The organism is Nitrospirillum pindoramense (genome assembly GCF_007827955.1).
In the GTDB taxonomy this organism is placed as follows: domain Bacteria; phylum Pseudomonadota; class Alphaproteobacteria; order Azospirillales; family Azospirillaceae; genus Nitrospirillum; species Nitrospirillum amazonense_B.
The window spans coordinates 59,079-79,781 of record NZ_VITR01000002.1; the positions used below are offsets into that span (position 1 = coordinate 59,079).

Genomic DNA, 20,703 nt, shown 5'->3' on the forward strand with positions numbered 1-20,703 from the left:
ACCTTAGAGCAGTTCGCCCAAAGGGGGAATCGCCTTTGGACGTGACTCCGCTCGGCTATAGGGACAGCGCGGGCGACGCGCCCCCGAACGGGACCACCGCCAACAACGCCCCAAAAGTAATAAAGACCAAACTGAAAGTAATATGCACAAAGTAAAAGGGCGCCGCCCGACCCGATGGGTCGAACGGCGCCCCTGTACCAACCACCCTTATGGGGCAGCTTAGTTGATGACCGTCACGCCGCGACGGTTCTGCGCCCAGGCGGCCTCGTTGGAACCGAGGACAGCGGGACGCTCCTTGCCGTAGCTGATCACCTGCACGCGGGCCAGGTCGACACCGGTGGCGGTCAGGTAGTTCTTCACGGCGTTGGCGCGACGCTCGCCCAGGGCGAGGTTGTACTCGCGGGTGCCGCGCTCGTCGGTGTGGCCTTCGATCGTGATCGTGACCTGGCCGTACTTCTTCAGCCAAGCGGCCTGCTTATCCAGGGTCGCGGTGGCTTCCGGGGTCAGGTCGAACTTGTCGTAACCGAAGAACACGCGGTCACCAACGTTGACCACGAAGTCTTCCTTGGAACCCGGGACCGGGCCGGTCGGCTTGGCCGGGGTCGGCTGCGGGGCGACGGCAGCCTGACCGCCGGTGGCGACTTCGGCCTTCTTCTCCGGAGTGGAGGAGCAAGCGGCCACCAGGGCCAGAGCCGCACACAGGCTCAGGTATTTCATGCGCATAGTTTGAGACCCCCTACGGACAACTTTAAGTGGGATTGATATTATCGCGACCGCGATCTCGATTGAAGTGAGGCAGCGGCCGCGGCCGTCAAGCCGCAGCCACCACTTATTCCCGTCTCTGTAGACCGACAAGTCTTACGTCGCTCTTGCGCTGCGAAAATACTGTGGGCCCATCACGGAATCAAGGGCGACCAAGCGGGGTCGGAAGCGTCCGTGGGGGTCAGCATCTGCCGTTCATTAGCCCCGGTAAGGTCGATGGAGTAAAGCCTTACCTGCCGCTGACGGCCGCCCTCGCCCACCGGCTTCTCCTTAAAATACATCAGGACGCGACCATTTGGCGCCCAGGTTGGGCCCTCAACCAGGTAGCCGGTGCTCAATTCGCGCTCACCGGTGCCATCCGGGCGGATCACGCCGATCGAGAACCGGCCGCCGTTGATCCGTGTGAAGGCGATGAGGTCGCCGCGGGGGGACCACACCGGCGTGCCATACTTTCCGGCGCCGAAAGTAATACGCTGAACATTCGTGCCGTCAGCATTCATCGTATAGATCTGCTGACTTCCACCTCTATCAGATTCGAAAGTAATTTTACTTCCGTCGGGCGAGAAGGAGGGCGCGGTATCAATGGCCGGATTGTCGGTCAGGCGGGTCTGACGACGGGTGCGCAGGTCCAGCAGATAGATGTCGGTGTTGCCGTTCTGGGCCAGGCTCATGATGACCTTGTTGCCATCCGGCGAGAAGCGCGGGGCGAAGGTCATGCCCGGAAAATCACCCAGGATTTCCTGCCGGCCGGTGTCCACGTTGAAGATATATACCCGAGGTTTGTTGTTGAAGTAACTCAGGTATGTAATTTCCTGAGCCGTTGGCGAGAAACGTGGCGTTAACACCAGGACCCGTCCATCGGTCAGATACAGGTTGTTTTCCCCGTCCTGGTCCATAATGGCCAGGCGCTTCTGCCGCGATGTCGCCGGACCTGATTCGGCGATGTAGACGATGCGGGTGTCGAAATAGCCGTCCTCGCCCGTGACGCGCTTATAGATGGCGTCAGCGATGATATGGGCGATGCGGCGCCAGCCGTCGGGCTGGGTGAAGTAGGCCAAGCCCGTCAGCTGCTGCTGCGCCAGCACGTCGAACAGGCGGAACTCCACCTTCAGCCGGCCGTCGGGCTGCACGCTGGCGGTGCCGCTAACCAGGGCCTGGGCGTTGATGACCTTCCAGTCGCCATAGCGTGGCAGGCCGTTGGCCAGCTGCTCCGGCGTCTGGATGAAGGCGCGGTGGTCCAGGGGACGGAACAGGCCGGAACGCTCCAGATCGGCCTCGATCACGTTGGCGATCTGGGCGCCCACCGCCTCACCGTAGAACTGGGTCACGGCGATGGGCAGCGGCTGGACCGTGCCCTTGGTGATATCGAGATGCAGTTCGGCCTTGGCCTGAACCGCGACCGCCATAAGCATCACCGCCGCCAGGGCGATGGCGCGCCGTAGGGCGGTTAGCGTCTGTCGCGTGATCATCAGAACATGTCCTTCGGGCTGAACGTGAACACGATGGACCCGGCCCCGCCGTACTTTTCCTTGGGCAGGCGCAAGGTCGAACACTGGTCCTTCTGCAGCGCGCGGAGAGTGCTTTCCACGAAGCTGCGATAAGTCGGGTTGGACAGCGAGCCGTTGCCGGACACGTAGTCCACTTTGGTGACGTGCATGGAACTGTCGAAGGTGACGCGAATGTCGGCGCTCATCTTGTCCACATCCTTGCCGCCAGCCGGCACGGCCCAGCATCCCGCCAATTGCGAGCGCAGGGCATCCTGCTCTGACACCGAAAGATGGTCGGATTGAGGCTGAGCCGTAGATGTCTGCTGTGTCTTCGGCATGTCTTTCGCCGGGGTGTCCTTCGCCGTCGACTTGGGCTTGTCTTCCTTCAGCTTGTCCACGTTCTTCAGGATGCTGTCGAGTGACGGCACATCCTTCTTGGGCTCAGGCTTCTTGGGGTCGGGCTTGGGCGGCTCGGGCTTGGGCTCCGGTTTCGGCGGCTCCGGCTTCGGCACCGGCTTGGGCTGCTCCAGCTCCGCCGTCTTCTGCTCCTCGACCTTCGGCACCTCCATCTTCTTGATGGGCAGGGCCTCGGGTTCCGGCGGGGGCGGCGGGGCGGGCTTGGGCGGTTCCGGCTTCGGTGGTTCCGGCTTCGGTGGTTCCGGCTTGGGGGGCTCGGGCACCTGTTCCGGAGGTGGCGGGGTCGGCTCGGCCTCCGCCTGCTGCGGCGGGGTGGGCGGTGTCGGGTCGGGCTGCGGCTCGGGCGCCTTGGGCGCCGGCGGCTGCGGCGTCTCCGGCGGCTTGACCGAGGTGTTCGTCAGCTGGCTGATGTCCATCTCCACCGCCACCGGCTCATCCATGACCAGCGGTTCGCTTTTCAGCAAAGGCAGGCCCAGGATCGCCAGCAGCAGCAGCGCGATGTGCAGGACGGTTGAAAAGATGATGGCCGGACGCATGGGACTGGTCTGGCTTCCTGCTAATGACGGGCCGGGGCGTCGGGCAACTGCGCGATCAGCGACACCTTCTTGTAGCCAGCGCTGCTGATCGCCCCCATGACCTCGATGATGCGGCCATAGGCCAGCGACTTGTCGCCCCGCACGAAGATGCGGGCGTCGGCGTTGTTCTGGCTGATGGCGGCCAGGCGCGGCACCAGGTCGGTCAGGTCCGTCTTGGTCTCGTTCAGGTAGACATCGCCATTGTCGCGGATGGACACCACCAGCGGCTCATCCTGGCCGGGAAGGGCCGGGGCCTTGCTCTTGGGTAGGTCGACCGGCACACCCACGGTCAGCAAGGGTGCGGTCACCATGAAGATGATGAGCAGCACCAGCATCACGTCCACCATGGGCGTCACGTTGATATCGGCCATGGGACGCGCGCGGCGCCGCCCCCGGCCGGTGGACTGCTTTCCCGACAGCGACGCGCCCATGTCAGCCCCGCTCTTCCAGGTGGCGTTGCAGGATGGCGCTGAATTCCGTCACGAACGAGTCCAGCCGGTCGCCGAAGCGGGCGATGTCGGAGGAGAACTTGTTGTAGGCGATGCTGGCCGGGATGGCGGCCACCAGGCCCAGGGCCGTGGCGAACAGCGCCTCGGCGATGGAGGGGGCCACGACCGCCAGACTGGTGTTGCCGGCCGCCGCGATGCTGGTGAAGCTGTGCATGATGCCCCACACCGTGCCCAGGAGGCCGACGAAGGGGGCGTTGGACCCGACGGTGGCCAGCACGGTGATGTAGCGTTCCGTCTGCGCCATTTCGCGGCTGACGGTGACGGACATGACGCGCTCGATGCGCTGGGCCAGGTTGGCGCGCATAGCGCCGGAGGATGTCAGCCCGCGCTCGTTGGCGTGGCGCCATTCGCGCATGCCGGCGGCGAAGGTGGCGGACAGCGGATCGCTGGGGGCCTTGCCCACTTCCTCATACAGTTGGTCCAGCGAGCCGCCGGACCAGAATTGCTCCTCGAAATCAGCGGCGGCGGCCTTCATGCGGCGCAGCTTCACCGATTTGTCGAAGATGATGGCCCACACCCAGACCGAGGCCGCCAACAGCCCCAGCATGATGGCCTTGACCAGCCAGTTGGCCGTCATGAACAGGCTGAGGGCCGAGATGTCCGCCGTCGGATTGGCGCCCAGGGCCACGAAATTCATGATCTGATGCTGCATCGCCACTCTCACTCTTCCAACGGGGCGCCCGCCGGCGCGCCGTCACCCTTCGAATTGATCTTTTCGCCGTCGCCGCGGCGTGTGTTGTCACCGGAGTCGCGGACCACGCCCAAGCGGGCGAAGGCCTGCGCCACCGGCGCCGGGACCCGCACCGCCCGGCCTTGGGCGTTGATGCAGGCCAGTTTCAGGCTCAACCGGACCAGGGTTTGGGCGTCGCCGCCGACCATGGCCGACGGCATGCTGCCACCACTTTGTGGCCGGTATATGGTCTGTTCCGCTAAAACCGTGGCGCCGGTGACACCGGTGATGCGGCTGCGCACCTCCAGCGTTTCCTCCAGCCGCGCCGGCGCCAGGAAGTCCATGACACAGCGGCGCACCGCGAAGGCGACACCGGTGGCCGCCACCTGTTCCGCATGCGGCACGCCCAGAACCCGCAGCATTTCCGTCCGCGCCCGCTCGGCATAGCGCAGGTAGTTGGCGTGGTAGACGATACCGCCGGCGTCCGTGTCCTCGTAATAGACCCGGACGGGGAAGTGGTGGACGTCGCCCACCATGTAGCCGGACAAGTGGGAAACAGAGCGGGTCGGCGCCTCAGACATCCGGCCCCTCCTCCGCATCCGGCTCCCCGCCGATTGCGCCCAGCAGGTCCAGTTGACGCGCCGGGGTGGCCACCGGGGCGGGCAGGCCCAGGTAACGATAGCCCATGTCGGTCAGCAGGCGGCCGCGCGGCGTGCGCTGCAGCAGGCCCTGCTGGATCAGATAGGGCTCGATCACCTCTTCCAGCACGTCGCGCTGTTCCGACAGGGCGGCCGCCAGCGTCTCCACCCCCACCGGGCCACCGCCGTAGTTGTTGGCGATGCAGTTGAGGTAGCGCCGGTCCATGGCGTCGAATCCCAGGCGGTCGACCTCCAGCCGGGTCAGGGCGATGTCGGCGGCGCGGGCGTCGATGACCTCCGCCCCCGCCACGGCGGCGAAGTCGCGCACACGGCGCAGCAGCCGGCCCGCCACGCGCGGCGTGCCGCGCGACCGGCGCGCGATTTCCAGGGCGCCCTCGGGCAGCAGCGGCATGTCCAGCAGGCGGGCGGCGCGGCTGACGATCAACTGCAACTCCTCCGGCTCATAGAACTGCATGCGCAGCGGAATGCCGAACCGCTCCCGCAAGGGCCGGGTGATGAGGCCGGAGCGGGTGGTGGCGCCCACCAGGGTGAAGGGCGGCAGGTCGATGCGGACAGAGCGCGCGGCCGGCCCCTCACCAATGATGAGGTCCAGGTGGAAATCCTCCATGGCCGGATAGAGGATTTCCTCCACCGCTGGTGACAGGCGGTGGATCTCATCAATGAACAGCACGTCATGCGGCTGCAGATTGGTCAGCAGGGCCGCCAGGTCGCCCGCTTTGGCGATGACCGGGCCGGAGGTGGCGCGGAATCCGGCCCCCATCTCCTTGGCCACGATCTGGGCCAGGGTGGTCTTGCCCAGGCCCGGCGGCCCGAACAGCAATACGTGGTCCAGCGACTCGCCGCGCGACCGGGCAGCCTGGATGAAGATGGACAGGTTCTCGCGCACCTGTTTCTGGCCGGTGAAGTCGGCCAGCGTCATGGGGCGCAGCGACACGTCCTGCCCATCGCCGGCGGTGCGCTCGCGACTGACCAGGCGATCCGACTCCGGGCCGCCGCTCATGCGCTCAATTCCTTAAGCCCGGCGCGAATCAGTTCGGAGACGCCTGCCTCGGGCCCCAGGCGGGCGGCGCAGGCGGTGACGGCGGCGAAAGCCTCCAGCCGCTTGTAGCCCAGATTGACCAGGGCGGAGACGGCGTCGGCCACGGCGCCATTGGTGGCGGGCACGGCCGCCGCGTCCGTCTTGCCGGGAGCGGTGCCGGCCAGGGTGGGGGCCAGCGCCAGCGCAGGCACCTTGTCCTTCAGTTCGCTGATCATGCGGGTGGCCAGTTTGGGCCCCACGCCATCAGCCTGGGTCAGCGCCGTCTTGTCCTGGGCCATCAGGGCCTGGGCGATCTGTTCCGGCGACAGCACGGACAGCACGGCAAGGGCCACGCGGGCGCCCACCCCCTGCACCGTCGTCAGCAGGCGGAACCAGTCCCGCTCCGCCACGTCGGCGAAGGCGAACAGCTGCATCTTGTCTTCCGACACCCACATCTCGGTCAGGACCGACACGGCCTCCCCCGTGCCCCCCAAGCGGCGCAGGGTGCGGGAGGAGGCGGAGACGAGATAGCCCACCCCGCCCACATCAATGATGGCCCAGTCCAGGCCGGTGCTGTCCAGAAGACCCTTCAGCTTGGCGATCATCATGCGGCCCCCGCGTGGGTGTTCATCGGGCCGCCCCCGCCATGATGCCGCCCACCAGGCGCCGGGTCTGGCTATGGTGGGCGTGGCAGATGGCGACGGCCAGGGCGTCGGCGGCATCGGCCTTGGACAATTGAAAGCCGGGAAGCAGCATGCGCACCATGGCCTGTACCTGCGTCTTGTCGGCGTGACCGGCGCCCACCACCGATTTCTTCACCAGGTTGGGCGGGTATTCCGACACGGGCAGCCCTTCGCGCGCCGGGGCCAGCAGGGCGATGCCCCGCGCCTGCCCCAGCTTCAGGGTGGAAACGGGGTTCTTGTTCACGAAGGTCTCTTCCACCGCGGCCTCATCCGGCGTCCAGGTCCGTATGATGTCCTGCAAACCTTCGTACAGGGTGACGAGACGGCGGGCCAAATCGTCCCGGTCGTTGGAATGCACGACCCCGTCGGCGACATGCGTCAACCGGTTGCCGGAAACGTCGATGACGCCCCAGCCCATGTTGCGCAGTCCCGGATCAAGGCCCAGCACGCGGATCGACCGATCCCCCATGGCCGCCGTCCCCCTTACCGTCCGGCTTAGCCCAGCTTCTCCAGAAGCTCCGGCGACAGCTCGAAGTTGCCGATGACGTTCTGCACGTCGTCGCTGTCGTCCAGCACGTCCAGCAGCTTCAGCAGGCTCTGCGCCGCGTCTTCCGACGGGGCCACCGTGTTCAGCGGCTGCCAGGTCAGCTTGGCGCCTTCCGGCGCGCCGAACTTGGCTTCCAGCGCGTCGCGCACCTCACCCAGGCTGTCCACGCCGGTGATGATGGAGTGGTTCTCCTCATCGCTGCTGACATCGTCGGCGCCGGCCTCGATGGCGGCCTCCAGCACGGTGTCGGCATCCGCCACGGCGGCCGGGTAGGTGATCAGGCCGATGCGGTTGAACATGAAGCTGACCGAATTGGTCTCGCCCAGCGTGCCGCCGTGCTTGGAGAAGGCGGAGCGCACTTCCGAGGCGGTGCGGTTGCGGTTGTCGGTCAGCGCCTCGACGATCAGGGCGACACCGCCGGGACCGTAGCCCTCGTACCGCACCTCATCATAGTTGGTGTCGTCGCCGGCGCCGGGCGTGCCCTGCTTGATGGCGCGGTCGATGCGGTCGCGCGGCATGTTCTGCACACGCGCGGCCTGGATGGCGGCGCGCAGGCGCGGGTTGTGGCCGGGGTCGGGCAGGCCTGCCTTGGCGGCCACGGTGATTTCACGCGCAAGCTTGTTGAACAGCTTGGACCGCTTGACGTCCTGGGCGCCCTTGCGGTGCATGATGTTCTTGAACTGTGAATGTCCAGCCATGGGACCCTGAACTCTATATGGGGTTGAGCGGGGGTATATCCGGGCAGCTTATACCACATATTGTGGCATCAGGCACGCCCAGGGACAGACCTGGGGGCACTGCTTGCCACAGGCTTGTCACAGGACGATGCTTTCCGTCCGAGGTACGGCGGCTTTATGGCGGAATTCCGGCAATGTCGCCAAGGCGGTTTCTGCAACGCACCCCGGAAAGGGGCTTGGACGTCCCCACCGCGCCCAGTTTCAGCCCAGGATTTCAGGCCAGGATTCAGCCGAGCACGGGGATGGCCTGCGCCAGACGGCCACCGACGCGGACCGCCTCCGCCCGCACGGCCAGGCCGGTGCGGTCGTCCGTTTCGACGAACACGCCGCAGACGCTGACCGTGGCGTCATTCTCCGCCGGGGTCAGGCGATCGGTCGGCAGCTTGCGCGTCAGGCGCAGCACCGCCGCCTCCTTCTTCATGCCGATGACGCTGTCATAGTCGCCGCACATGCCGGCGTCGGTCTGATAGGCGGTGCGACCGTTCAGGATCTGGGTGTCGGCGGTGGGCGTGTGGGTATGCGTCCCCACCACCAGGGTGACGCGGCCATCGCAGAAATGGCCCATCGCCATCTTTTCCGACGACGCCTCGCCATGCACGTCGATGACGATGGCGTCCGCCGCGTTGGGGCCCAGGCGATAGGTGCGCAGCACCTTCTCCACCGCGGCGAAAGGGTCATCCAGCGCATCCATGAACAGGCGGGCCATGACGTTGACCACCAGCACCTTGCGCCGCCCGTCACGCGTCGGCAGCAGCGAGGCGCCACGGCCGGGCGTGCCCTCCGGATAGTTCAGCGGGCGCAGCACGTTAGGCAGGCGGTCGATCTGCCCCACCAGTTCCTTCTGGTCCCAGACGTGGTTGCCCGTGGTCAGGCAGTCGACGCCGGCGGCGAAGAACTCCTGCGCGATCTTCTCGGTAATGCCGAAGCCGCCGGCCGCGTTCTCGCCGTTCACGACGACGAAGTCCAGCGCCAGCGCCTTGCGCAGAGTCGGCAGGTGCCGCATCACGCCATCGCGGCCACTGCGGCCCACCACGTCACCCAGGAACAACAACCGCATGACCCAACCTCGATAAAAGAACGGGCTCAGCGCTTGGGGCGCTGCCCGGCCCGAACGGCGTAGCGTTCGGTGACGATCCAATCCAATGCCTGGTCATGCGCGTCGCACGGCACCTTGTCCAGTTCCTGGTCGGCAAAAGCGATACCCACCGCCTGGATGGCGCGCTCCCGCCGCAACTGGGCCAGGGTACGGTCATAAAAACCGGCGCCATAGCCCAGACGGCGGCCCCGCCGGTCGAAGGCCAGCAGCGGCACCAGCACCACGTCCGGCACCACGGCGCCCCCCCCAGGCGCAGCCTCCTCCATCGGGGCGGGCACGCCCATGATGTCGGGTGACAGCAGGGTGCCGGGCCACCAGCGGCGGAACAGCAGGGGCAGGCCCTTGGCCTGGCAGACCGGCAGGGCCCCCTTGATGCCGGTGGCGACAGCGCGGTGCATCAGTGGGCGGGGGTCGATCTCATCCCCCACCGGCCAGTAGAAGGCAACGGTCAGACCCACCGGGGCCAAGCCGTCGGTGATCTTGGGCAGGGTGTCGAGGAAATTGTCGGCCAGGGCCTTGGAGGCCGCCGCGCGGTCCAACTCCAGGGCGGCGCGAACGCGGCGGGCGGATGTCCGTACCGACTTCTTGGCGGCGCGCGCCGCCTCCTCCGCCGAGGGGTGGGGGGCGACAGGATCCGGACCTGTCGCGGCGGCGGGGACCAGGGAGGCGTCGTGGGTACGGGACGATGCGGCGGTCACGGGAAGATGGGGTCCCTCGAAGGATGGCCCGGACCTTGTCGTCAGGGACCGGAGGGCGAAGAGGTCTGGAAGGAGCCGCGACGGCCGATGGACAAGCGTATCCTCCACGGCCTGCCAAGGCAGGTGGGAGCCATATGTCCGACACCACGGCGTCGGCAGGGACAGCCCCCTAGAGGATTGGGTATCGGCCCTGGGGATAATGCGTCCTGTCGAACCGCGCAGCCCCCTTCCAGAACCCTAATTTAGGAGCGATCCAGCCTGGCCGCAATGTCTTCGATGCGTTTTGCCAGGCTATCGACGGCGGCGATGACGCTTTCGTCCTCTGCGCGGGGCGCAGGGGTCGGGTCCTGCGCCGGCACGGGCGCCGGACGGCGGGGGCCGCCCAGCTCCGCCCGCAGGTCGAAAATCTCGTCGGCCAGCATGAGGGCGGTCAGCACCAGCAGCTGCGTCTCGCTGCCGCCGGAGGCGTCATGCGCCACCTCGCGCAGGCGGGCGTCGACGTAAGAGCCAAGCTCGCGCAGGCGCTGTTCCTGGCCATCGTCGCAGGCCAGGCCATAGGGGCGTCCATTCAGGATGATGTCCACGCGGGCCATCTGTAATCAGTCCTCCAGCACCGCACGCAGCTGCCCGATGGTCCGGTCCAGCCGCTCCGACAAGGCCGCGGTCGCGGCCTTGGCACCCTGTTCCCGCCCCTCCGCCGCCGCCAGCGCCCGCTCCAGCTCGGCGATGCGGGCCTTGGCCGCGTCGTCTTCGCCAGGAACGGCCACCGGCTGAGCGAGGCGGCGTTCCAGCGCACCATCCAGAATAAGGACGGCGGCATCCAGACGATCCAGCGCGGTCTTCAGTCTATCCATGGAATGGAATGGGTCCGGTTGGCAATGGCCAGATGGCAAGGGACGATGTCAGGCGGAATAGGATGGATCAAGCTGTGGCGTCGAATAAAGAAAGAAAGCGGCGGGGACCAGCGAAAAACGGCCAAGGCGGAGGCCAGGGCGGGACCAGGGCGCGGAATGAGTGCAAGAACGGGCGGCAAAGACCCTGCGGACACAGGCGTTAACGCTGGCCGCGCTTGCAGTTTTCAGAGGGCCCCGGACCTTGACGCGGCCGGCAGTGGCGGTCATGGTGCCGCCGCCCCTCGCGCCCGGATTGTGCGCGCACGACACCCGGCAAAAGGGTGGTGCGGCGGCGCAGATGATCGGGAGCATCGGGCCCGGGATCGATTCCCGGGAAGGCCCTTCCCGTGGCGGCTTTCCCGGACGGCCCCTGAGCGCCACCGAACAACGCCACTGAACAGCGCACCCGCTTGATGAAAGGCCCTCTGCCCATGTCGTCCCAGCCCGCCACCGGAGATGTCGTCGGGGGCGTTCCCCACAAGGACCTCGCCACCGCCATCCGCGTCCTGGCCATGGATGCCGTCGAGGCGGCCAAGTCGGGCCATCCCGGCATGCCCATGGGCATGGCCGATGTCGCCACGGTGCTGTTCACCCAGTTCCTGAAGTTCGATCCCAAGCGCCCCGACTGGGCCGACCGCGACCGCTTCGTGCTGTCCGCCGGCCACGGCTCCATGCTGATCTACGCCCTGCTCTACCTCACGGGGTATGAGGACATCGATCTGGAGCAGATCAAGAAGTTCCGCCAGCTGGGCGCCCGCACCGCCGGCCATCCCGAATATGGCATGGCCCGCGGCATCGAGATGACCACCGGCCCGCTGGGCCAGGGTATCGCCACCGCCGTGGGCATGGCCCTGGCGGAGCGTCACCTGAACGCCCGCTTCGGCGACGCCCTGGTGGACCACCACACCTATGTCATCGCCGGCGACGGCTGCCTGCAGGAAGGGGTGAGCCATGAGGCCGCCTCGCTGGCCGGCCACCTGGGCCTGGACCGCCTGATCGTCCTGTGGGACGACAACAGCATCTCCATCGACGGGCCCACCAACCTGTCCCTGTCCGAGGACGTGAAGGCCCGCTTCGTCGCCTATGGCTGGGACGTTCAGGCCGTCGACGGTCATGACCCGGTGGCCGTGGCCGCCGCCATCGCCCAGGCCAAGACCACCAACACGCCGTCGCTGATCGCCTGCCGCACCACCATCGGCCTGGGCGCCCCGACCAAGGCCGGCAAGAACTCCAGCCACGGCTCGCCCCTGGGGGCTGCCGAGATCGCCGGCGCCCGCGCCGCCTATGGCTGGGAGCACGGCCCCTTCGAAATCCCGGCCACCATCCTGGACGCCTGGCGCCAGTACGGCGCCCGGGGTGCCGCCGCCGCCAGCGCCTGGGGCCAGCGCCTGGCCGCCGCCGACGCCAGCCTGGGCGCCGCCTTCCAGGCCGCCCAGTCGGGTGACGCGCCGGCGGAGCTGGACGCCACCATCACCGCCTTCAAGCGCGCCACCAGCGAGGCCCGTCCCAGCGTGGCCACCCGCCAGGCCTCGGGCAACGTGCTGGACGCCATCTTCGACGTGGTGCCGGAACTGATGAGCGGTTCCGCCGACCTCACCGGCTCCAACAACACCCGCACCAAGGGCGTCGTCAGCCTGCAGCGCGACAAGTACGAGGGCCGCTACATCCACTATGGCGTGCGTGAGCACGCCATGGCCGCCGCCATGAACGGCATGGCCCTGCACGGCGGCTTGATCCCGCTGAGCGGCACCTTCCTGTGCTTCGCCGACTACAGCCGCCCGGCCATCCGCCTGGGCGCGCTGATGAAGCAGCGCGTGGTGCATGTCATGACCCATGACAGCATCGGCCTGGGTGAGGACGGCCCGACCCACCAGCCGGTGGAGCATATGGCCGCCTTGCGCGCCATCCCCAACCTGCTGGTTTTCCGCCCCGCCGACCAGGTGGAGACGGCGGAGTGCTGGCAGCTGGCGCTGCGCTCCAAGACCCGTCCGTCGGTCCTGGCGCTGACCCGTCAGAACCTGGCCACGCTGCGTACCGAGCACACCGACGAGAACCTGACCGCCAAGGGCGCCTACGTCCTGCGCGAGGCGGAAGGCGGCGCGGCCAAGGTGGTGCTGCTGGCCACCGGCTCGGAGGTGGAGATCGCCGTTCAGGCCCGCGACGTGCTGCAGGCCGAGGGTGTTCCCACCCGCGTCGTCTCCATGCCCAGCTGGGAACTGTTCGTCGAGCAGGGTGAGGCCTACCAGGCCCAGGTGCTGGGCGGTGACGATGTGGTCCGCGTGGGCGTGGAAGCCATGGTCCGCATGGGCTGGGACCGCTGGATCGGCCCCAAGGGCGGCTTCGTCGGCATGCCCGGCTTCGGCGAGTCCGGCCCCTACAAGGAGCTGTACCAGCACTTCGGCATCACCGTCGACGGCGTGGTCGCGGCCGCCAAGGCGCGCCTGTAACCAGAACAAGGGGCGGGGCGGCCGGTGTCAAATCCGGGGCGCCCCGCTTCGACGCAGGGTAAGGGATGAGACGTCCCACTATGGTAGGCCTGCCATGCAAGCCCCATAGCGCCTAAAAGGGTGGCGTGACGTTTACCATCTTCAAGGTTTCAGCATAGCCGGCCCGATCCCTCGGGCGGTTCAACGATGTCGGAGGAAGACACATGGCTGTTCGTGTTGCCATCAACGGGTTCGGGCGCATCGGCCGTCTGGTGCTGCGCGCCATTTACGAAAGCGGCCGCAAGGACGTCGAAGTGGTCGCCATCAATGACCTGGCCGACGCCAAGACCAACGCCCACCTGCTGAAGTACGACAGCGTGCACGGCCGCTTCCCCGGCACGGTCGAGGTGGTGGACGGCAACCTGGTAGTCAACGGCCACACGGTGAAGGTGGTGCAGGAACGCGACCCGGCCAAGCTGCCGTGGGGCGAGCTGGGCATCGACGTGGCGATGGAATGCTCCGGCATCTTCACCGCCCGCGACGCCGCCGCCAAGCACCTGACCGCCGGCGCCAAGAAGGTGCTGATCTCCGCCCCCGGCACGGATGAGGACATCACCGTCGTCTATGGCGTGAACCACGACAAGCTGACGCCGGAGCACAAGATCGTCTCCAACGCCAGCTGCACCACCAACTGCCTGGCCCCGGTGGCCTTCGTGCTGAACAATGCCATCGGCATCGAGCACGGCTTCATGACCACCATCCACAGCTACACCGGCGACCAGAACACGGTCGACACGATGCACAAGGACCTGCATCGCGCCCGCGCCGCCGCCCTGAACATCATCCCCACCTCCACCGGCGCCGCCAAGGCCGTGGGCAAGGTGCTGCCGGAACTGAAGGGCAAGCTGGACGGCACCTCGCTGCGCGTCCCCACCCCCAACGTCTCGGTCGTGGACTTCAAGTTCGTGGCCAAGAAGGCCACCACGGTCGAGGAAGTCTCGGCCGCCATCAAGGCCGCCGCCGAGGGCCCGCTAAAGGGCATCCTGGGCGCCTATGCCGAGCCGCTGGTGTCCACCGACTTCAACCATGACCCGCACTCGTCCATCTTCGCGTTGAACGAGACCAAGGTCATCGACGGCACCTTCGTGCGCATCATGACCTGGTACGATAACGAGTGGGGCTTCTCCAACCGCATGAGCGACACCGCCGTCGCCATGCACAAGGTCGGCTGATCCCAGTCGGGATTGGGTTTGAGTTAAGATGAAGGCGTCCCGGTTCCGGCCGGGGCGCCTTTTCTTCTGGGAAATCTCTTTTGGGACGCTGGGCATGAACCGCCCCATCCGCATCCTGTCGCTGGATCACGCCCGTGCCGCGCTGACGGCGGCGGCCGGCGTTCCCGTGCGCCTGGTCAGTGCGCCGGACGCCACCGGCGCACTGGGGGCTGGCGGTTGGCGGGCGTTGCTGGACCGCGTCGCCGCCGAGTTTCCCGGCGCGCCGGTGACGGCCGTGCTGGACTGTGGCGATGCGGCGGGCCACGCCTTGGCAGCCCTGGCCGCGGGCATCCCCGACATCGCCTTTTCCGGGGAGGCCGCCGCCGCGGCCCGGCTGGCTGACATCGCCCGATCCCTCGGGGCGCGGCTGCACCTGCCGGAGGGCGGGGAGGTGTTGGATCTGCGCGGCCACCGCGACCCGGTGTCCGCCTGCCGCGACTGGTTGGCGCACCCCTGATCTTGGGCGGTTCAGATTGGGCGTGCACCCCTACACCTGCCAATATTGATTGGAATTAACCTCTCCTCAAACTTCCTCCCTTAAGGACGACGCGGGTGATGGAGGGATCGGCCCGTAGCATGCCCAATCACGAGCCGTCCCCATCCTCCATCAATCGCCCTATTCAGACGGCCGAACCGTGTGCAACCTTAGCCTCAGGTCCGGCGATTCCAGGCTTGCGGGAGTCCCTGTGCGGCGATTACGACGAATCGTAACCCTCCTGGCGATATCGCCCCTGTTCGCCGACGGCGGTGCGCAGGCGGAGGTCGGCGGCTGGGACCGGCTGCGCGCCACCGTCTTTACCAACGTCGGCCGGGAGGCGGGACTGCCCCACCCCATCGCCATGGCCTTGGCGCAAGATAGCGACGGCTTCATCTGGGTGGGCACCCAGGGCGGCCTGTCCCGCTATGACGGCTACCGCTTCCGCACCTTTTTCCACCGCGACGACGTGGACGGCAGCCTGCCCGGCAACGTCATCACCGCCCTGGTTCCCGCCACAGCCGGCCGGCTGTGGGTTTCCACCGCCACCGGGGACGTGGCCCGCTACGATCCGACCAGCGGCAAGTTCCAAACCTTTCCAGAACCGCAGGGCCAGGCGGCCCGGGGCGGCGTGCTGAGCATGATCAGCGACGCCGGCGATGGCGTGTGGGTGGGCACCAACGCGGGCTTGGAGCATATCGGCCCCGACGGCGCCGTGACGCGGGAGGCGCACCGTGACGGCGACGCCACCTCCGCCCCGGCGGATCGCATCCGGTCCCTGCTGCGCACCCAGGATGGCAGCCTGTGGGTCAGCACGGTGACCGGCCTGCTGCGGCGCGCGCCCGGCGCCCAAGGTTTCACCCCCGTCCCGCTGCTGGACACGCAGGGCCGCCCGGTGGCGGATGAAGTGATGGCCATGACCCAGGACAGCGCCGGCCGCGTGTGGTTCGCCACCGTGCGCTCCGGCCTGGGACAGGTGCTGCCCGCCGAAACCGACCCTCCCGGCGCCAATGGCTGGGGCGTCGCCCATTTGGTGCCGGAGGCCAGCCCGCAGGCGCTGGGCGGCCCCCTGGTGTTCTGCCTGACCGAGGGCCGGCCCGGCGAAATCTGGGTGGGCCGGCTGGCCGGGGGCATCACCATCATCGACGCCGCCACGGGCGCGCTGCGCACGGTGCGCCATAATCCGCTGACCCCTTCCAGCATCGCGGACGACAGCGTCCGCGCCCTGCTGCGCGACCGGAAGGGCGTGTTATGGGCGGCCACCAACCTGGGGGTCAGCCGCACAGACCTGCACGCCGACGCCATCGATACCCTGTTGCCCGACCCAGGCGTTGGTGGGGGCACCGGCAGGGGCCTACCCGATGACAACGTGCTGGGAATCGCCACCACCCCGGACGGGCGCGCCTGGATGGGGTTCAAGGACCATGGGGCCGCGTTGCTGGATTCCGCGGCAGGCACCATCACCCCCCTGCCCAATGTCGCCTCCCTGCCTCCCGGCGGTGTGCTCAGCATCACGGGGGCGCCGGACGGCAGCGTTTGGCTGGGCGCCGGTGCCGGCCGCGCCCTGTTCCGTCATGACCCCCACAGCGGCGCGTTGGATCAGCGCGCCTTCCCGGGCGCCGCCATCGGCCCAGTCATCTATGGGCTGGCGAAGGGCGACACCCTGTGGTTCGCCGCCGGGCCGCTGGTGCGCTATACCCCCGCCACCGGGGAGACGACGGTATACCGGCACAGCGCCGATCCCGCCTCCCTGGTCGATGACAGCGTCAATGTCATGCTGGACGATGGCGCCGGCGGCCTGTGGGTGGGCACCCGCCATGGCCTGGACCGCCTGGATCAAGCCACCGGCGCTTTCAGCCATTACACGCATGACCCGGCCGACCGCCAATCCCTGCCGGCGGACTTGGTCACCACCCTGCTGCGCGACGGCGAGGGCCGGCTGTGGGCAGGTACCCTGGGTGGGGGAATCGGCATCCTGGAACAAGCCGCCGGCCCCGGCCACCCGCATGGCGTGTTCCGGCGGCTGAGCGTGGGCGACGGCCTGCCCAACGACAACATCGGCACCCTGCTGCTGGACGGGGGTGGCCGGGTTTGGGCCAGCACGGCCGATGGCCTGGCTGTCATCGACCCGCGGACCTGGACCGCGCGGCCCCTGGGGCGTGCCGACGGCGTCGCCCTTCCCGCCTACTGGATCCATTCCGGCGCTGTCCTGCCGGACGGCAGCTTGATCTTCGGCGGCGGCGGCGGTGCGACGGTGGTGCATCCCGACCGGTTCAAACCCCGGACCATGCCTCCGCCGCTGGCCGTCACCGCCATCCGCATCGCCGGCCAGGCGGTACCCACCGGCACCGCGACGGCCCCCGCGCCCATCCGGCTGGGACACCACGACCGCAGCCTGGAGGTGGCCTTCGCCGCGCTGAACTACGCGGCGCCGGAGGAGATGCGCTACGCCTACAAGCTGACCGGCTTCGATAAGGATTGGACGGAAACCGACGCCACGCAGCGGGTCGCCTCCTACACCAACCTGCCGCCCGGCCGGTACAGCCTGCTGATCAAGGCCGGTACCAGCGCGGGCGACTGGTCCACGCCGCTGAAGCTGTCCATCAAGGTCCAGCCGGCCTGGTGGCAGACGCTGTGGGCCAGGCTGGCCGCCGCCGCGCTGGCGCTGGGTGGGGTGGTGGCCCTGGTCCAGTTCCGCACCGCCTATCTTCGCCGCCGCCGCGCCATGCTGGAGGAACAAGTCGCCCGCCAGACCCGCGACCTGCTGTCCGCCAATGAGCGGCTGAAGGACCTGGCCAGCCGGGACCCGCTGACCGGAATCCATAACCGCCGCCATTTCATGGAACTGGCGGAGGCGGCGCTGGCCCGGGCGCGTCCCATGCCCAAGCCGACCGCTCTGCTGATGATGGACATCGACCATTTCAAGCAGGTGAACGACACCCTGGGCCACAGCGCGGGCGACGAGGTGCTGCTGGCGGTGGTGGGCCGCATCCGCACCCTGCTGCGCAAGACCGACGTCTTCGCCCGCCTGGGTGGTGAGGAATTGGCCCTGCTGCTGCCCGACGCGGACGAGTCCACGGCCCTGGCGGTGGCGGACCGCGTACGGCGCGCGGTGGGTGGAACGCCCTATGGCGTGGACGATGAGACGTCCATCGCCGTGACCATCAGCATCGGCGTCGCCGCCGCCCTGCCGCCGGTGACACTGAAGCAATTGCTGGATCGGGCCGACCATGGCCTGTACGCCGCCAAGCGGGCGGGACGCGACCGGGTGGCGGCGTACGCCGGGAACCGGGGCGGATTTGGCAAGGGTGAAGAACGCGACGCCCGGCCCCAGGAAGATCACTAGTCCACCGTCGCGATTGGCGGAAATCTGCCATGATCTTGCCCCGAGCCTGGGGCAGATTGCCAAGCACCCGGTGCTGGGATATCAACCCGGCATCACGCGTACAATAAACACAAACATTCAAAACAGACTCGGGGATACCGTAACCATGAAGCTGACCCGCCGCGTTAAGGAAATTCTTTCCTGGTACGAGAGCGACAATCCCGGCACCAAGGCCAACCTGGCCCGCATCCTGATGGAAGGCCGCCTGGGCGGCACCGGCAAGATGGTCATCCTGCCCGTCGACCAGGGCTTTGAGCATGGCCCCGCGCGCAGCTTCGCGCCCAACCCGCCGGCTTACGACCCGCACTACCATTTCCAGCTGGCGATCGACGCCGGCCTGAACGCCTACGCCGCCCCCCTGGGCATGCTGGAGCAGGGCGCCGCCACCTTCGCGGGCGCCATCCCCACCATCCTGAAAATGAACAGCTCCAACAGCCTGTCGCGCGGCGGCGACGCGCCGGACCAGGCGGTGACCGCCACTGTGGCCGACGCCCTGCGCCTGGGCTGCTCCGCCATCGGCTTCACCATCTACCCCGGCTCCGACGCCATGTTCGACCAGTTCGAGGAGTTCCGCGAACTGTCGGCCGAGGCCAAGGCCTGCGGCCTGGCCACCGTGCTGTGGTCCTACCCGCGCGGCGGCGACCTGGACAAGGACGCCGAGCTGGCGATCGACATCAGCACCTATGCCGCCCATATGGCGGCCTTGCTGGGCGCCCACATCATCAAGGTGAAGCTGGCCACCGACCATCTGGGCAACAAGGAGTCCAAGAAGGTCTACGAGTCCAAGGGCATCGCCCGGTCCACCCAGGCCGAGCGCGTGGCCGACGTCATGCGCTCCGCCTTCAACGGCAAGCGCCTGGTGGTCTTCTCCGGCGGCGCCGCCAAGGGCGAGGACGCGGTGTTCGACGACGCCCGCGCCATCCGTGATGGCGGCGGCAACGGTTCCATCATCGGCCGCAACAGCTTCCAGCGCAGCCGTGAGGACGCGCTGGCCCTGCTGGACCGGATCGTTCGCATCTACCAGGGCAAGGAATAAGTTTTTGAAGGCTGATTGCCGTCTTTACCTGGTGACGCCGCCGGCCCTGGAGCCGGCGGCGTTCGCCGTTCAACTGGCCACGGCCTTGGACGCGGGCGATGTCGCCTGCGTCCAGCTGCGGCTGAAGGATGTGGACGACGACACGGTGCGTCGCGCCATCGACGCCCTGCGCCCGGTGGCGCAGGAGCGCGAGGTGGCCTTCATCCTGAACGACCATCCGCGCCTGGCCAAGGAGATGGGCTGCGACGGTGTTCATGTCGGCCAGACCGACATGCCCTACCGCGAGGCGCGCAAGATCATGGGCGGGGACGCCATCGTCGGGGTCACCTGCCACGACAGCCGCCACCTGGCCATGGTGGCGGGCGAGGACGGGGCGGACTACGTCGCCTTCGGCGCCTTCTTCCCCACCGGCACCAAGGAAACGGAGCACCGGGCCATGCCTGAGCTGCTGACCTGGTGGCAGGAGATGATGGAGATCCCCTGCGTCGCCATCGGCGGCATCACGCCGGAGAACTGCGGCGACGTGGTGCGCGCCGGCGCCGACTTCCTGGCGGTGGTTTCCTCCGTCTGGCAGCACCCGGAAGGGCCAGGTGCCGCGGTACGGGCCTTCAACAAGGCCATCGCGGAGGCGTGACGCAGACCCGGCGCCTACAGCGCCGGGATCACGTCGGCCTTGGAGAAGTCGCCCCCGACGAAGAGCAGCGGCAGATTGCGCTCCCACGCCAGGGCATAGGCGTAACAATCGCCCATGTTGAGCCCCGCCGGATGAACACCTTTCCCCCAGCGATCGTAGGCATCGGCGACACGGTGCGCCTCAGTCGCCGTGATCGGAACCACGGTCATTGCCTGACGACCAGCCAGGAGTTCCAAAAGGTCTCCAAGCCCCTGACGCCGCGCAACGATCAATGCCTCCGCCAGAGTTCCCGCGCTGATGAACATTTGATCGGCACGCTCCAGGCAAGCTTCGCATTCATCTGCCCGAGGGCCATCCCGGACGATTTCGATCAATGCTGAACTATCCACCACGATGGATGTCATCCGGGCAGGCCATCCTCATCATAGAGGAAATCCTGACTGCGGGCGGCATCGAATGCTTCTCCGCTCGAACGGCGCCGGGCTTCTTTCAATATTTCGCGCAAGAAGGCGTTACGCCGCTCTTTTTCCACCTGCCATTCCGCTTCTGACAAATGCGCGGCGGTATCAGCTTCCACGCGTGTGACGTAGTCGGTAATCGCATCCGCTGCTAAAGCCGACGGGCCTCGCCGGGTCACGGTTGCAAGTCGACTCAAGCTCGCCGTGACATCGGAAGGAAGCTCGACCACCAGTGTCGCGTCACGTACCATACATAACTCCCGCCGC

At 67.6% G+C, this 20,703-nt stretch carries 22 protein-coding genes and 1 other RNA gene; 6 read left to right on the forward strand and 17 right to left on the reverse strand.

The features are described from left to right. Positions 1-219: 219 nt before the first annotated feature. From pal to FBZ90_RS02915, 15 genes are all read right to left on the reverse strand, one after another. Positions 220-723: a peptidoglycan-associated lipoprotein Pal gene (pal, locus tag FBZ90_RS02845; protein WP_145729543.1), complete on the reverse strand. Its 504-nt coding sequence runs from the start codon at positions 721-723 to the stop codon at positions 220-222. Positions 724-896: 173 nt separating this feature from the next. Beyond that, positions 897-2,231 carry a Tol-Pal system beta propeller repeat protein TolB gene (tolB, locus tag FBZ90_RS02850; RefSeq protein WP_186455577.1) on the reverse strand — a complete coding sequence of 445 codons (1,335 nt, stop codon included), beginning with the start codon at positions 2,229-2,231 and terminating at the stop codon, positions 897-899. Further along, positions 2,231-3,202, reverse strand: coding sequence for a hypothetical protein (locus tag FBZ90_RS27695; RefSeq protein ID WP_186455578.1), 972 nt, complete (start codon positions 3,200-3,202; stop codon positions 2,231-2,233). The genes tolB and FBZ90_RS27695 overlap by 1 nt, the downstream gene beginning before the upstream one ends. Positions 3,203-3,222: 20 nt before the next feature. Beyond that, complete coding sequence (gene tolR, locus FBZ90_RS02860; protein WP_145729544.1) at positions 3,223-3,672, reverse strand: protein TolR; 450 nt, start codon at positions 3,670-3,672, stop codon at positions 3,223-3,225. Between the two features lies 1 nt (position 3,673). Further along, complete coding sequence (tolQ, locus tag FBZ90_RS02865; RefSeq protein ID WP_145729545.1) at positions 3,674-4,402, reverse strand: protein TolQ; 729 nt, start codon at positions 4,400-4,402, stop codon at positions 3,674-3,676. 8 nt (positions 4,403-4,410) lie between these two features. Beyond that, positions 4,411-5,001 carry a YbgC/FadM family acyl-CoA thioesterase gene (locus tag FBZ90_RS02870; protein WP_246130122.1) on the reverse strand — a complete coding sequence of 197 codons (591 nt, stop codon included), beginning with the start codon at positions 4,999-5,001 and terminating at the stop codon, positions 4,411-4,413. Then, positions 4,994-6,079, reverse strand: a complete 1,086-nt coding sequence (gene ruvB, locus FBZ90_RS02875; RefSeq protein ID WP_145729546.1) for a Holliday junction branch migration DNA helicase RuvB — start codon at positions 6,077-6,079, stop codon at positions 4,994-4,996. The genes FBZ90_RS02870 and ruvB overlap by 8 nt, the downstream gene beginning before the upstream one ends. Then, complete coding sequence (gene ruvA, locus FBZ90_RS02880; RefSeq protein WP_145729914.1) at positions 6,076-6,702, reverse strand: Holliday junction branch migration protein RuvA; 627 nt, start codon at positions 6,700-6,702, stop codon at positions 6,076-6,078. Before ruvA ends, ruvB begins: the two co-directional genes overlap by 4 nt. 22 nt (positions 6,703-6,724) lie before the next feature. Next, positions 6,725-7,249, reverse strand: a complete 525-nt coding sequence (gene ruvC, locus FBZ90_RS02885) for a crossover junction endodeoxyribonuclease RuvC (protein ID WP_004272850.1) — start codon at positions 7,247-7,249, stop codon at positions 6,725-6,727. 26 nt (positions 7,250-7,275) lie between these two features. After that, positions 7,276-8,025 carry a YebC/PmpR family DNA-binding transcriptional regulator gene (locus tag FBZ90_RS02890; protein WP_145729547.1) on the reverse strand — a complete coding sequence of 250 codons (750 nt, stop codon included), beginning with the start codon at positions 8,023-8,025 and terminating at the stop codon, positions 7,276-7,278. A gap of 265 nt (positions 8,026-8,290) precedes the next feature. Then, positions 8,291-9,121 carry a TIGR00282 family metallophosphoesterase gene (locus FBZ90_RS02895; protein ID WP_145729548.1) on the reverse strand — a complete coding sequence of 277 codons (831 nt, stop codon included), beginning with the start codon at positions 9,119-9,121 and terminating at the stop codon, positions 8,291-8,293. A gap of 26 nt (positions 9,122-9,147) precedes the next feature. Then, on the reverse strand, positions 9,148-9,858 hold the full coding sequence (locus FBZ90_RS02900; protein ID WP_246130123.1) for a 5-formyltetrahydrofolate cyclo-ligase: 711 nt from the start codon (positions 9,856-9,858) through the stop codon (positions 9,148-9,150). 68 nt (positions 9,859-9,926) lie between these two features. Further along, positions 9,927-10,086, reverse strand: a non-coding RNA gene (gene ssrS / locus FBZ90_RS02905) — 6S RNA. Positions 10,087-10,100: 14 nt separating this feature from the next. Beyond that, a complete protein-coding gene (locus FBZ90_RS02910) occupies positions 10,101-10,451 on the reverse strand; it encodes a cell division protein ZapA (RefSeq protein ID WP_145729549.1) in 351 nt (116 codons plus the stop codon). Positions 10,452-10,457: 6 nt separating this feature from the next. Beyond that, positions 10,458-10,712 carry a hypothetical protein gene (locus FBZ90_RS02915; protein ID WP_145729550.1) on the reverse strand — a complete coding sequence of 85 codons (255 nt, stop codon included), beginning with the start codon at positions 10,710-10,712 and terminating at the stop codon, positions 10,458-10,460. A gap of 470 nt (positions 10,713-11,182) precedes the next feature. Here FBZ90_RS02915 and tkt point away from each other — a divergent pair, with 470 nt between their 5' ends. From tkt to thiE, 6 genes are all read left to right on the forward strand, one after another. Next, entirely contained in the window at positions 11,183-13,198 is a 2,016-nt protein-coding gene (gene tkt / locus FBZ90_RS02920) for a transketolase (protein ID WP_145729551.1), read from the forward strand. A gap of 203 nt (positions 13,199-13,401) precedes the next feature. After that, positions 13,402-14,409: a type I glyceraldehyde-3-phosphate dehydrogenase gene (gap, locus tag FBZ90_RS02925; protein ID WP_145729552.1), complete on the forward strand. Its 1,008-nt coding sequence runs from the start codon at positions 13,402-13,404 to the stop codon at positions 14,407-14,409. A gap of 94 nt (positions 14,410-14,503) precedes the next feature. Further along, complete coding sequence (locus FBZ90_RS02930) at positions 14,504-14,905, forward strand: hypothetical protein (RefSeq protein WP_186455579.1); 402 nt, start codon at positions 14,504-14,506, stop codon at positions 14,903-14,905. A 229-nt stretch (positions 14,906-15,134) separates the two neighbouring features. Beyond that, positions 15,135-18,269 (forward strand): ligand-binding sensor domain-containing diguanylate cyclase, encoded by a 3,135-nt coding sequence (locus FBZ90_RS02935; protein ID WP_145729553.1) that lies wholly within the window; start codon positions 15,135-15,137, stop codon positions 18,267-18,269. 145 nt (positions 18,270-18,414) lie between these two features. Beyond that, positions 18,415-19,344, forward strand: a complete 930-nt coding sequence (locus tag FBZ90_RS02940) for a class I fructose-bisphosphate aldolase (RefSeq protein ID WP_145729554.1) — start codon at positions 18,415-18,417, stop codon at positions 19,342-19,344. 4 nt (positions 19,345-19,348) lie between these two features. Further along, a complete protein-coding gene (gene thiE / locus FBZ90_RS02945; RefSeq protein WP_145729555.1) occupies positions 19,349-19,978 on the forward strand; it encodes a thiamine phosphate synthase in 630 nt (209 codons plus the stop codon). Positions 19,979-19,992: 14 nt separating this feature from the next. On the opposite strand, the gene FBZ90_RS02950 is transcribed toward thiE, so the two are convergent. Next, entirely contained in the window at positions 19,993-20,382 is a 390-nt protein-coding gene (locus FBZ90_RS02950) for a type II toxin-antitoxin system VapC family toxin (protein WP_145729556.1), read from the reverse strand. Then, positions 20,379-20,687, reverse strand: a complete 309-nt coding sequence (locus FBZ90_RS02955; RefSeq protein ID WP_145729557.1) for a hypothetical protein — start codon at positions 20,685-20,687, stop codon at positions 20,379-20,381. The genes FBZ90_RS02950 and FBZ90_RS02955 overlap by 4 nt, the downstream gene beginning before the upstream one ends. Positions 20,688-20,703: the final 16 nt, after the last annotated feature.